Annotated in this window: 10 protein-coding genes, 1 pseudogene and 1 riboswitch; of the genes and pseudogenes, 7 read left to right on the top strand and 4 right to left on the bottom strand. The window is 46.0% G+C overall.

What is annotated here, in order from left to right; translation table 11 throughout:
• From AC5RDV_RS02340 to AC5RDV_RS02315, 6 genes and pseudogenes are all read left to right on the top strand, one after another.
• Positions 1-371: pseudogene (locus AC5RDV_RS02340) on the top strand (hypothetical protein); the annotation flags it as partial.
• Positions 372-611: 240 nt separating this feature from the next.
• Positions 612-710: riboswitch (TPP riboswitch) on the top strand.
• Between the two features lie 65 nt (positions 711-775).
• The gene (locus tag AC5RDV_RS02335) at positions 776-1,408 is read left to right on the top strand and encodes a thiamine phosphate synthase (RefSeq protein ID WP_282747701.1); all 633 of its coding nucleotides are present in this window, start codon (positions 776-778) and stop codon (positions 1,406-1,408) included.
• A gap of 12 nt (positions 1,409-1,420) precedes the next feature.
• Positions 1,421-3,148 carry a phosphomethylpyrimidine synthase ThiC gene (gene thiC, locus AC5RDV_RS02330; protein WP_282747700.1) on the top strand — a complete coding sequence of 576 codons (1,728 nt, stop codon included), beginning with the start codon at positions 1,421-1,423 and terminating at the stop codon, positions 3,146-3,148.
• 199 nt (positions 3,149-3,347) lie between these two features.
• Positions 3,348-3,956 (top strand): thiamine phosphate synthase, encoded by a 609-nt coding sequence (locus tag AC5RDV_RS02325; protein WP_008623916.1) that lies wholly within the window; start codon positions 3,348-3,350, stop codon positions 3,954-3,956.
• A gap of 39 nt (positions 3,957-3,995) precedes the next feature.
• Entirely contained in the window at positions 3,996-4,934 is a 939-nt protein-coding gene (locus tag AC5RDV_RS02320) for a ribose-phosphate pyrophosphokinase (protein ID WP_009390657.1), read from the top strand.
• Between the two features lie 97 nt (positions 4,935-5,031).
• Positions 5,032-6,129: a TlpA disulfide reductase family protein gene (locus tag AC5RDV_RS02315; RefSeq protein ID WP_130892815.1), complete on the top strand. Its 1,098-nt coding sequence runs from the start codon at positions 5,032-5,034 to the stop codon at positions 6,127-6,129.
• A 96-nt stretch (positions 6,130-6,225) separates the two neighbouring features.
• Here the strand turns inward: AC5RDV_RS02315 and glgP are convergent, their stop codons facing one another.
• A complete protein-coding gene (glgP, locus tag AC5RDV_RS02310; RefSeq protein WP_130892814.1) occupies positions 6,226-8,790 on the bottom strand; it encodes an alpha-glucan family phosphorylase in 2,565 nt (854 codons plus the stop codon).
• A gap of 39 nt (positions 8,791-8,829) precedes the next feature.
• Positions 8,830-10,494: a glycogen/starch synthase gene (locus AC5RDV_RS02305; RefSeq protein WP_282747699.1), complete on the bottom strand. Its 1,665-nt coding sequence runs from the start codon at positions 10,492-10,494 to the stop codon at positions 8,830-8,832.
• Positions 10,495-10,707: 213 nt separating this feature from the next.
• Here AC5RDV_RS02305 and AC5RDV_RS02300 point away from each other — a divergent pair, with 213 nt between their 5' ends.
• Positions 10,708-11,121 (top strand): hypothetical protein, encoded by a 414-nt coding sequence (locus tag AC5RDV_RS02300; protein ID WP_276787273.1) that lies wholly within the window; start codon positions 10,708-10,710, stop codon positions 11,119-11,121.
• A 65-nt stretch (positions 11,122-11,186) separates the two neighbouring features.
• On the opposite strand, the gene AC5RDV_RS02295 is transcribed toward AC5RDV_RS02300, so the two are convergent.
• Together AC5RDV_RS02295 and AC5RDV_RS02290 are read right to left on the bottom strand one after the other, a co-directional pair.
• Positions 11,187-11,849 (bottom strand): DUF4923 family protein, encoded by a 663-nt coding sequence (locus AC5RDV_RS02295; protein ID WP_282747698.1) that lies wholly within the window; start codon positions 11,847-11,849, stop codon positions 11,187-11,189.
• Positions 11,850-11,870: 21 nt separating this feature from the next.
• Positions 11,871-13,826 (bottom strand): M6 family metalloprotease domain-containing protein, encoded by a 1,956-nt coding sequence (locus tag AC5RDV_RS02290; RefSeq protein ID WP_282747697.1) that lies wholly within the window; start codon positions 13,824-13,826, stop codon positions 11,871-11,873.
• Positions 13,827-13,874 lie beyond the last annotated feature (48 nt).

Below are 13,874 nucleotides of genomic sequence, written 5' to 3'. Positions count from 1 at the left end.
CGGATACGAAAACTCCGGGGTTGAGCGAAGCACGGGAGAAACTGAAGTACTACAGCATGACGCCCGGTGAACGGTACGCCTATGACGAACATCTCAATGCCATTATGATACAGAATGACGTGTTGAGCACAGCCAAACTGGAAGGACTGACCGAAGGAAGAGCCGAAGGTAGAGCTGAAGGTAGAGCTGAAGGAAGAGCTGAAGGAAGAGCTGAAGGGATAGCAGAAGGACGTGCCAAAGGATTGGCCGAAGGTAGAGCCGAAGCTATTCTGGCAACTGCACGTAATCTAAAATCCATGGGCTTCCCAACAGAAGACATCTCACGAGCCACCGGACTTACAATAGAGGATATACTGAATATTTTGCGCTAAACTTTTTGTTCGACTGCAAACGTTTGTCAACCTCAAGCGGTTGTCCTATGATTGTGAGGACAACCGCTTTTTCGTCTGCACCCTACTTTATTCAATGAAAACAGGAAAATAGTTCGCATGGGACATTTCAGTCAACCAACTTGTGCTGAAAAATGCCAGACACGGAAAATCTCGATTTATCTCATATTCCCAATAAAAATCTTTTTTCATCTTCTCATATTAATTATTATGCGTATCTTTGCTATTACAAAGGGGTGCTTGCCTGGTTGGGCGGCTGAGATTATACCCTGTGAACCTGATGCAGGTAATGCTGCCGAAGGGATTGTGCCTGACAAGAGACATATATCACAGCATATTCTTCTCTCCCTTTTTGTCGTAACCTTTATTTAAGAGAAAGGGTATATATGCAGAACTTACAATTTATCACACATTACACGGAACAGTACGGTTACGCCGATGCCGCACGCCTGGCACTGGAAGGCGGTTGCCGTTGGATTCAACTCCGGATGAAGGACGCATCGCCCGAGGAATGGATGCGGACGGGCGCGAAAGTGGAAGCTCTGTGCCGCCGGTATGGTGCCATCTTCATCTTAGACGACCATGTGGAATGGGTGGACGTCTTACATGCCGACGGTGTCCATCTCGGGAAAAGCGACATGCCCATCGACGAAGCCCGCAGGCTTCTGGGACAAGGCCGCATCATCGGCGGAACGGCCAACACATTGGAAGACGTGATGTTGCATGCCGCGCGGGGAGCGGATTACATCGGTTGCGGCCCGTTCCGTTTTACCACAACGAAAGAAAAGCTCGCCCCGACCCTCGGCTTGGAAGGGTATCGCCGGATCTTGGACGGCATGAAAAAGAAAGGCATTTCGCTGCCACTGATTGCCATCGGCGGAATTACAAAAGAAGACATCCCGGCGTTGATGGAAACGGGAGTGGACGGCATCGCCCTGAGCGGCACGATCCTGAGAGCCGGAAGTCCCACAGAAGAAACCCGGAATATCCTGAGAATATTGAACGTACAACAATCATAAAACAACAAATATATGGACGATAAAATCAAAATCACTTATCCGAGTTCGGAGAAAGTTTATATGACGGGCAAACTGCATCCGGAAATCAAGGTAGGGATGCGCAAGGTATTGCTGACCCCGACCGTCACCGTGGAAGACGGGAAACGGACAGTCAAGGAAAACGCTCCGATATATGTATATGATACCAGTGGCCCATATAGCGACCCGAACGTGAAGATAGACCTCAAACAAGGGTTGCCCCGTATGCGGGAATCATGGATTTTACAACGGGGCGATGTGGAACAGCTTGACGGACTGACATCCGAATACGGACGGATGCGCCAGGAGGACAAAAGTTTGGACCACTTGCGTTTCTCGCACATCCAACGGCCTTATCGTGCCAAGGCCGGACGGCAGGTGTCCCAGATGTATTATGCCAAACAGGGCATCATCACACCGGAAATGGAATATGTAGCCATCCGGGAAAACATGAACTGCGTGGAACTGGGGATAGACACTTACATCACGCCCGAATTCGTACGCGACGAAATTGCAGCCGGACGCGCCGTATTGCCGGCCAATATCAACCATCCGGAAGCGGAACCGATGATTATCGGACGTAACTTCTTGGTGAAAATCAATACGAATATCGGCAATTCGGCCACGACTTCCGGCATTGAAGAGGAAGTGGACAAATGCCTATGGAGCTGCAAATGGGGAGGCGACACGTTGATGGACCTCTCTACGGGCGATAATATCCATGAGACGCGCGAATGGATCGTACGCAACTGTCCTGTACCGGTCGGCACCGTACCGATGTATCAGGCGATGGAAAAAGTGAAGGGAAAGGCCGAGAACCTGACCTGGGAACTGTTCCGCGACACACTTATCGAACAATGCGAACAAGGCGTGGACTACTTCACCATACATTGCGGCATCCGGCTGAAAAACGTGCACTATGCCCATGAACGGCTATGCGGCATGGTGAGCCGGGGCGGAAGCATCATTTCGCAATGGTGCTCTTATCACCAGAAAGAGAGTTTCCTTTATGAACACTTCGACGACATCTGCGACATCCTGGCGCAATACGATGTGGCCGTATCGTTAGGTGACGGATTGCGTCCCGGAGCGATATTCGATGCCAACGACCGGGCACAGTTTGCCGAACTGGATACCATGGGCGAACTGGTACAACGGGCATGGGCGAAAAACGTACAGGCGTTTATCGAAGGACCGGGACACGTGCCGATGCATAAAATCCGTGAAAACATGGACCGGCAAATCGAAAAATGCCACGGAGCACCGTTCTATACGCTCGGCCCGTTGGTGACCGACGTGGCTCCGGGCTACGACCATATCACCAGTGCCATCGGGGCGGCACAAATCGGATGGTACGGTACGGCCATGTTGTGCTACGTCACTCCGAAAGAACATCTCGGCCTTCCTAATAAAGAAGACGTGCGTACGGGCGTGGTCACCTATAAGATTGCCGCACACGCCGCCGATATCGCCAAAGGCCATCCGGGTGCCACGGTTCGGGACAATGCCTTGAGCAAAGCCCGTTACGAATTCCGTTGGAAAGACCAGTTCAACTTGGGACTCGACCCCGACCGGGCTTTGGAATACTACAAGGCCGGAAACCATTTCAACGGGAAATACTGCACGATGTGCGGTCCCAACTTCTGCGCCATGCGTATCAGCCAAAACCTGAAGAACTGCGAGTTCGACCCGGAAGAGGAAGCACGTTTGCATGAAGAATAACAAAACCTGAAAGGAGAAGAATAAAAGACGGACCGTTTGTCAAGTGAAAACACTGGCAAACGGCCTTTTTTCGGACTTATGGATTCGCTTTTGTAAAACGAATGGTTTTTGAATGAAAAATAAAAGAAATAAAGGCCAGGCATACGTATGGCTATTGTTTTTTTGTTAACTTTGCAATACAAATAGCGACATTGTACCAATGAAATTGATATTATTGACGCCTCCGGACTTTTTTGTGGAGGAAGATAAAATACTCACAGCCCTGTTTGAAGAAGGTTTGGACCTCCTTCATTTACGGAAACCGGACACGGAGCCGGTTTATTCGGAACGCCTGCTCACATTATTGCCGGAAAGTCATCATAATCAAATTGTCGTACACGACCATTTTTATCTGAAAGAAGAATTCAACTTACGAGGCATACACCTGAACGGAAGGAATCCGGAGCCTCCGGTAGGCTACAAAGGACATATCAGCAAATCTTTCCATCATATAGACGAGTTGAAAGCGGAAAAGAAAAACTTCAATTATGTGTTTCTCAGCCCCATTTTCGACAGTATATCCAAATCCAATTACACATCGGCTTTTGACATGGAAGTGCTGAAACAGGCTTCTGCCCACGGTATCATAGACAAGAGAGTAATGGCATTAGGAGGAATCACGACGGAAAACATGGCAGTGGCAAAGGATTTCGGATTCGGGGGAGTTGTAGTATTAGGCGATTTGTGGAATCGTTTCAATATCCATTCTACACTGGATTACAAAGAATTAATCAACCATTTCCGTAAGCTGCGCAAAGCAGCCGACTGACAAGACAAGCTACTTCTAAAATTAATACGTTATAGAGAGATGAGTGCAAATAATTCATTTATGGTTTTTTCGGGAACCAAATCCAAGTATCTGGCAGAAAAGATCTGTTCCAGTTTAGGATGCCCGCTCGGCAAATTGGTGATTACCCACTTTGCCGACGGAGAGTTTTCCGTGTCATACGAAGAGTCTATCCGTGGACGCGACGTATTCCTGGTACAGTCTACGTTTCCGAACTCAGACAATTTAATGGAACTCCTGCTGATGATCGATGCGGCCAAACGTGCTTCGGCTAAAAGCATCATTGCCGTCATCCCCTACTTCGGTTGGGCACGGCAGGACCGTAAGGACAAACCCCGTGTGTCCATCGGTGCGAAGCTCGTGGCGGACATGCTGAGTGTGGCCGGAATAAACCGGCTGATTACGATGGACTTGCATGCCGATCAGGAACAGGGATTCTTCGATGTGCCTGTAGACCATCTGTATGCTTCGAGTGTATTGTTGCCTTACATCAAATCCTTAAACCTCAAGAACATCGTCATTGCGGCTCCTGATGTAGGCGGTTCGAAACGTGCGAGCACCTATTCCAAATACCTTGAATGCCCGTTGGTGCTGTGCAACAAAACAAGAAGCAAACCCAATGAAGTGGCCGACATTCAAATCATCGGCGAAATAAAGGGTGCTGACGTTATTTTGGTGGACGACATGGTAGACACAGCCGGAACCATTACCAAAGCTGCTAATCTGATGAAAGAAAAGGGAGCTGCCTCCGTGCGTGCCGTAGCCACCCACTGTATCATGTCGGGACCGGCTTCGGAACGTGTACAAGACTCTGCCCTTGAGGAACTGGTCTTCACCGACAGTATCCCTTATTCTAGCCGATGTGCCAAAGTCAAGCAAATCAGCATTGCTGACATTCTGGCTGAAACCATCAGACGGGTGGAGAATAACGAATCCATCAGTTCGCAATATCTGATTTAACTCGTATTTATTAATAAATACAATATTTCACAAGAAGGCCGTCACAAATTTCAAAACCAGGAATTCCGTGCGGCCTTTTTCTAACACTCCCAAACTTATGAAAACAAAAAATCTGTTCATATCAGGCCTCATAGGTCTTTTCGCCTCTTGCTCGTCGCAGAACTGTAAAATAGAGGGAACAGTGGAAAACGCCAAGGACGGCGATACGCTGTATCTGGCACGAATGTCCGACGGCAACTTCGCCCCGACCGATACGATTATATTGCATCAGGGGAAATTCACCCTCCAGGAAAAATGCGATTCCACTATCATTGCCAGTTTCTTCTTTTATGACCAAGAAAGCAATGAAGTATACAGCAATATTTTCTTTATGGAAAAGGGAAACATTCAGTTGAATATCGGTCCGGAAGGCAGAGTATCGGGAACAGAAAACAACGACATCTACCAAGAAATTACAGATTCCATTTATGCCCTTCACGAGCGGATGAGCAATATTTATGCACGACAGGCTCCGTCGGATACGGCAGAATACAGTCCGGATGAGAAAACGGAACAGGAACTCGTGGCTTTGGAGCAGCAATCCAACCGGTTCGTGACTGAAAGCGTGAAGAAATACATAGATAAACCGGTCGGATATTTCCTCTTCCTTTCCTGTTATAATATGTTCACCCCTCAAGAGGTGCTTGAACTTTCGCAGAAAGTGTCACCACACTATAAAAACAGTAATGCACTGAAATATATTGAAGAAGATGCTGAAAGAAATAATATGACGTCAAACGGACAATCCTTTATAGACATCACCATACCGTCCATGGACGGAGGCAAGCTCAAACTCTCAGACATCATCCGGAACAACAAACTGACCTTGGTAGATTGTTGGGCCAGTTGGTGCGGCCCCTGTCGTGCAGAAATGCCGAACGTAGTGTCGCTGTATGAGAAATACCACAAGAAGGGACTCGAAATCGTAGGTATCTCATTCGATGAGGATGAAACCGCATGGAAAAATGCTGTAAAGACAATGCACATGACTTGGCCCCAAGCTTCGGAACTCCGTTCCTGGGACAATATCATGACACAAAAGTATGGCGTAACGTCTATCCCCTACACGATTCTGATAGATAGCAACGGTACTATCATAGGCCAACAACTCAGAGGTGAAGAACTTGAAAACACAGTCAAACAGTATTTGGAGTAATTAAATTCACATACATCTTTATAAAGAAGAACTCCGAATGCGATGTTGCATTCGGAGTTCTTCTTTATAAAGATTCTCAATTCTTACAAATACCTATCAATTAAACCATTTCACATAGCAGAAGTCCTGACGGTGAGGCAGGTCCTTATTTTTCGGGAACATACGATAAGCCACCTTAAAGCTTCCGGCATTGTTAATGGAATGAACAACTTCAAAGGTATATAAGTCTCCTTCTCTTTTCACCACTTCCAATGGTTCTACCGAATAGATATGATCTTTACCTTCTGCATCCGTATGCAAAGTAACCAGTTCAACTCCAATAGCATCATCCAGTCCTTTTTCGTCTATCACGATACGAATCGTATAATCCTTCCCGCTTTCAATCGTTCCGTTTATCAATTCGTCACACTTGTCTGCCGATACGACTTCTATCTGATCCCACTTAGAGGCCACGGTTTCTTTCCATGCAGCAATTTCCTTTGCCTTGGCATAGTTGTCGGCAGCCAAAGCCTTAAAGCGGGCAGCTTCTTTATTGTAGAACTTCGAATAATAATCGTCCAACTGCCGTTTCATCGTATAATGGGGAGCAATATGGGCTATCGAGTTCTTGATGGTCTTAACCCATCCTGCAGAATATCCCTTGCTGTTGCGTGCATAGTACAATGGCAGAATCTCGTTTTCCAACAAGCTATAGATAGTTGCCGCATCCAACTGGTCCTGATAGGCTTGATTGTCATACGTACGTTTCTCTGTCAAAGCCCATCCGGCACCCTCACGATAGCCTTCGAGCCACCATCCGTCGAGCACAGACAAATTCAGCACACCGTTCATCAAAGCTTTTTCGCCCGATGTTCCACTGGCCTCCAACGGACGCGTCGGAGTGTTCATCCAGATATCGACACCACTTACCAAACGACGCGCCAACTGCATGTCATAGTTCTCCAAGAATATGATTTTACCCAAGAATTCAGGCCGCTGCGAGATTTCATAAATCTTTTTAATCAATCCCTGTCCCGCCCCATCGGCAGGATGAGCCTTACCGGTATAGAGGAATTGAACAGGATAGTGCGGATTATTCACAATCTTAGCCAGACGATCGAGGTCAGTGAAAAGTAAATGCGCTCTCTTGTAAGTGGCAAAACGACGTCCGAAACCTATAAGCAATGCATTCGGATTGATTTTGTCCATCAAAGAAATCACACGTGAGGGATCTCCCTGATTCTTCAACCAACTGTCACGGAACTTTTCACGGATATAGTGGATAAGTTTCGTCTTCAGTTCCATACGGGTTTTCCAAATCTCCTCATCCGAGACATCAAAAATAGCTTCCCAAATGCTTTCGTTACTTTGGTCCTTCATGAAGTCTTTGTCGAAATGCTTCCGGTAAAGTCTTTGCCACGATGTCGAAGCCCACGTGGGGAAGTGCACACCGTTAGTTACGTAACCTACATGGCTTTCTTCCGGGAAATAGCCTTTCCATATATTAGCAAACATCTGTTGAGACACTTTTCCATGGAGCCAACTTACGCCGTTCACTTCCTGACAAGTGTTGCATGCAAAAGTAGACATGCAGAAACGTTCCGAATGGTCATCGGGATTCTGGCGTCCCATTCCAATCAGTTCATCCCACGAAATGCCCAAAACCGGTGCATAACCGCTCATGTACTTGCTGAACAATCCCTCGTCGAAATAGTCATGACCGGCCGGAACCGGAGTGTGCACCGTATAAAGAGAAGAGGCCCGAACCAATTCCAGTGCCTGATTGAAAGAAAGTCCTTCCTGTACATAATCCAATAAACGTTGGATGTTACACAAAGCAGCATGGCCTTCGTTACAATGGTATATATCCTTATGAATACCCAACTTCTTCAACGTAAGCACGCCACCAATACCCAACAGTATCTCCTGTTTCAGACGATTCTCCCAATCACCACCGTAAAGAGCGTGGGTTATAGGACGGTCAAACTCGGAATTCATGTTGTTGTCGGTATCCAAAAGATACAATTTGATACGTCCCACATTGACTCTCCATACGGAAGCATATACCTTATAATTCAAATAAGGTACTTCAACAATCATTGGATTGCCATCGGCATCCAGTTGACGCTCAATCGGCAGGCTGCCGAAATTCTGTGCCTCGTAATTTGCAATCTGCTGCCCATCCATGGACAAAGTCTGCGTAAAATAGCCATAACGATAAAGGAAACCGACCGCACACATGTCTACGTTGCTATCGGAAGCCTCTTTCAGATAGTCGCCGGCCAATACCCCCAAGCCACCGGAATATATCTTCAACACGTGGTTCAGACCGTACTCCATACAGAAATAGGCTACAGACGGACGTGTCTTGTCCGGCTCCACGTCCATGTATTCACGGAAAGCGGCATATACGTCGTTCATTTTACGTACCACAGAACTGTCTTTCGACAATTCTTCCATCTTCTCATAACTGAGACGTTCCAGTAGCAATACCGGGTTTTGTCCTACTTCGTCAAACAAGTCTTCATCCAAACTGCGGAACAGCACACGGGCGTCATGATTCCACGCCCACCACATATTACGAGCCAGTTCTTCCAGTTTATCCAACTCTTTTGGAATCCTCGACTTGACATCTACTTGTTTCCAATTTGCTCCATTAGAACAACTTGCTTTAATTTTCATAGACTCTCAAATTTAAATTATATATTACAACGTTCATGTTTATCTTCCCCTACGCTGCTTCGCCTTATGCAAGGCTAAATCATAAGCTTGATAATAATATTGGATAAAATGCTTCCACAAAGCATGTTCCGATATGTCGGCAGCTTTATGGCGTATATTTTCCACTTCATGAGGCGTAAAAGCGGAGTAAGCTGTTATGGCATCCTTAATGGCATCCGCCACTTCCGACGAATTGTAGTCCGTCCGTCGAACCACTTGTACCCCATCAGCCAACTCCCCTTCTTTTCCCAACAACTGGTTCACCCACAAGCCGAAACCGGACAAGTTCGTCGTGACACAAGGGACATGGAAAGCCACGCTTTCCAACGGAGTATATCCCCATGGTTCATAATAAGAGGCATAGACTGTAAGATCCATTCCAATCAACAGGTCATAATAATGCATATTGAAGATGCCATCGGCCCCATCCAAATAACAAGGAACGAATATCACCTTCACCTTGTCCTCCGGCTGATTCCACATGTTGTATCGTTTCATATAATCAATGACCTGATCATGAGACATCTCATGTAGCCAATGAGTCAGTAAAGGCCATTGCAACGGCGTGTCACAGGCTTTTCTGGAATCAAGCCTTTCCTTCAAATCCTCACGAGGGCAACACACCCACCCGGGAACCTGTACAAAAGCCAGTATTTTACGGGTTAAATCCTTATTCCGCAAAGAACGATTCATGGCCTCCATATACAGGTCTATGCCTTTATTACGGAACTCATACCGACCGCTGGTAGAAATAATCATCACATCATCGTCAAATTCCGTACCTAACAGTGCGCCTGCCACTTCACGTAACTTGCGACGAGCCTCCCTGCGCTTACGGGCAAACAGAGCTTTCGACGGGACAAAATCCTTTTCAAAACCATTCATCAAGACCACATCGGCCGGTTTGTCCAATAATTCCGCACACTCCCGATTCGTCACCTCGCTCACAGTGGTAAAACAGTCCACATGGTGAGCTGTTTCACGCTCAATGGAATGTTTAGACTGCACATTCAGTTCCTGTGCCATCTGATTTCCATTGTACGCGAACAAATATTCATAAAGCGGTTTATGGTTTCCTGCTATGGAACGTCCGATAGTCGTAGCGTGCGTCGTAAATATCGTAGCAACCTCTGGAACATGCTTCTGAATATACAAAGCACCCAAGCCTGTCATCCACTCGTGAGCCTGATAAACGACATGTTCGCATTGTCCCTTTAAAACATGGTTATAATAGCTTTCGACCACCAGTCCGGCTGCATAGGAAAACATCGAAGCTTCATCATAATCACCATAAGCATGAAGCGAATCTACTCCGTAGTCTTCCCATAAGCGGGTATATATATCGTTTTTCATAGCAAAATAAGGTTGGAAATCCACCAAAACCGCAACAGGGCGCCCCGGAACATTCCATCTTCCAATACGTACATGCAAATTTTCACTTGCAGCCGTATCTTTCCAAGATTTCAACAAACTTGCATCTTCTTCGAAAAGCGGATTTTCCTTTCCTCTCCACACATCCGGACCGATAAACATGATGTGATCCCTTAATTTATCTTGTAATGTCTTTGCCCGAGTGGATAATACCGTATAAATACCGCCTACCTTATTACAAACCTCCCAACTCGACTCAAAAATAAAATTAGGAACATACACTTCTCTACTCATTTCTAACCTTTTATAAAACAAAGGCAAAGGTACGAAATTTACAGTAATCCCAAAAGGAAATGACCTGTTATTAAACACATTTCATTAAAAATATTTTATAATCATAGAAAGTTGTTTGCAAACACAAGGGAAAGAAAGAGTATATTCAAAAAAAACATTAAACCGTTTGGTATACTGACGAACATGGCTTACCTTTAAATAAAAGTTACACGTATGATGAAGAAATATATCGTTACTTGTCTCGTTGGTTTGTGTGTGGGTCACACTACAGCCCGTTCACCATTTAAATGCACGCTTTACGACCGTGAAAACAAAATTTATCTTCATTTAGACTTGTATGAAGAAAGTGTCAATGTACCTGGAATGGAAATGTTCGGTCCCATGAACGGATATATGAACGGAAACGTGTACGGTATATGGATGATTACTTCTTCCAAGATTGAAAATGAGAAAACCGCCACATTCAGACTGTCCAATGATTTGGGTTCGGAAACCCAAGAAGTCAAACTGACGGTAGAAAATGATTCCACATACTCGTTGGAACAACAAGGAGGAACGGTTATCAAAAAAGTCGTAAACAAAAAACTGGTCAAAATACCACGTAACTTGACATTCAAGCTCCAATAATGTACTTACAAAAAACAGGAAGAGTTTTATTTAATTTCTCTTCCTGTTTTGGTTGGCAAACCAGATTACTTCTTTTTAAACTGGAATCCCAATTGCATGCCATCGTATCCACTGGCAATATTACCTATCATGTTCAATGTACTATTACCTGTCATTGTCGTTATATTCTTCAAGAATTCAAGTAATTTATCCGCTTTGAAAGTGATTTGCATCTCATTGCCCTTCAAGGCAAGGTTTGCAGTGGCCGGACGGCTCAGCACTCCTTTGCGCTTCAATGTAATTTCATTTTCCTGCACGGTGTAAGTTCCTGTCGAATTTCGTGAACCAATCATCATGGTGTATGTACTATCCCCGTCAAATGAAATATCAACCTTGCCTTCCTCAAACCCTATTTTCGCGAGATACTTTTGCAAAGTTTTCTCCGCAGTATTTGCCATCAGGCTTCCACCGGCCTTATTTAAGAAATTCTGAGACTCGAAAACTACCGCCGGACTTTCATACGTCCAGTCTCCTTTCAAACTCGAATTTTCCACTTTGGCTGTCCCAATCAGATTCTGGAATATAGATCCCAAGACATTACCCTTCTCTTCTGTTTCGGTTTGTTGGGTTTCCGTCCCCTTATTACCCCCCAACACATTCTTCAACAAGTTACCCAACTGCGCAGATGCAGTCGTAGTAAACAACAGACCGCAACAAACTACAATCCATTTCAAACTCAATTTTTTCATTTTGCTTTATTTTATCGGTTTTCATTTAACAACAATCTTGACGGCCTTACCCTCCGTACGCAGGATGTATATGCCCGGATTAAGGTTAAGCATTTCCTCCCGTGAACGGGCAAGCAGCACGCCGTGCAGAGAATAGACCTCTACACTGGCTCCATCTTCCGCATTCACCTGCCGTACGGCATCCGCAGGCAACTGGACGTACCCGTAACCGGAAAACTCCGAATCTTCGTATTCATCGTCCAATGCCGAAACGCCATAGGCATACGACTGATAGCCGGTATCGTCCAACCGGACTGTGCAACAGGTTTCACTAAGAGAATCGGCAATGAATACCGGATGCTCGGTCCACTGCTCATCACCGGAAATTCCGTACACTTTCACCGTATAAGACGTAGCGTTCTCCGAAGGACTCCAACTGAATTTAAAGCTATTTGAAGCCACCTCCACAGCCGTTTCCACGACCGGAGCCTCCAACCGCCCCTTAGGCATGTATTTCAATACGATATCCCCGTTCTCCAACTCCCGGATTTGGGTAATAGGTTTGTTCATCCGAGTTCCTGTGAAAACAAGCGATGCCGGCGTAGTCTCATTTGTCAGGGCTGTATTTTCCTCCGTTCCGGGATAAGGTTGTCCTCCCAATGCGTTCAGCAAATCAGCCGAACTTTCTGCATTGTACGGACCTACATAGCGGTTATTGGCCGGAATGAAACTCATACGTTGGTGTGTGGCATTCGTATTCAGCATATTGTTCTTCCATGCCGTCTCATCATAGTCGACATGCACCACCAACATTCCATGTCCCAACTTCATCAATCCATTGTCCCAACCCACGTGCTGACGGTTCTCCAAGACGTAATACTCATCCGGATTTGCCTCATTGACGACTTTATAGCCTGCCCCACCCGCTTCCAACGGACGTAATCTGACCGTAGTACTACGTTCCAATACCGTCAGCGGACGCCAACCCAACAAGTCGCGTTCGTACGCAGTCAACCCACAAGGTGTCTTACCATTGTCGCAATAATTGCCAGAATCCATCAACGACCAATATGACATGCCCAATGCGGTATAGTTCGTATCATATTCGTCCGGCAAGCCTAAAGCATGAGACACTTCATGGCACATCGTACCGATACCCGAAGGCTGATTGCCCGAACTACCTTTTGAAAGTTCACTGCAACACGCTGTCACGGACACCGTAACCCCATTAATCGTCATCGGGCGGATCATTTCTTTCGGCCAAATGGCGTCTTCCGTCACTCCGGGATCCGATTCCGGTAAACCGGCATATATGAAAAAGGCTAAATCCACAGTGCCGTTTCCATCATTATCGAATCGCGTTTTAAAATCAGAAACCAAAGTCGTGGCCTGTTCCAAAGCCTCGCTGCAAAATTCTGAAAAACGGATATCTTTGGCACCCGATGGCGAATTTTCTCCATAATAAGCCATCGGCTTGTCCAATGTCACCGGGCCGATCACTTCAAACTCCGGAAGAAACAGACTGTCGCTTTGTTGGGCAAAGTAATCACGTACAGCCCCTCTGCTGCCCGCCCCCGTGTACAAGATGCCGTCTCTCGTCCCGTTGCAATACTTATCATAATAATCGGCTATTCTCTTTGCCGTTTCCGCCACCGTGAGCTTTTCATCGCTGAAGTTTACCAGTATAACCGGTATCCGAGGACTTCCCGATGGCTTTATCGCCACCCTATCCTGGGAGCTTGCCCTCATAGCACGTACGATCGCTGTTTTCTCTTTATCCCGTAGCCGCAATGAAGTTACACGAAAACGCCCGGTTTCCTCCTTTTCTACCAAAAACCCCTCCTCATTCACATAATAACTTCGATATTCGTCACCGCAAAAACGGATATTCTGAAACGTACCGTCACTCATTTGAGCACGGAATACATGAAAACGGGCGGGGACAGCATAAATCTGTGCAGACAGCGTCAAAAGCCCCAAAATATGCAGTAATCTCATAAAATCTTCATTTGTAGGGCAAAAGTACAAAACTTTTTTATGATTCTT

This window comes from Paraprevotella sp., assembly GCF_986071375.1.
This window is presented reverse-complemented; position numbering and strand designations above follow the sequence as displayed.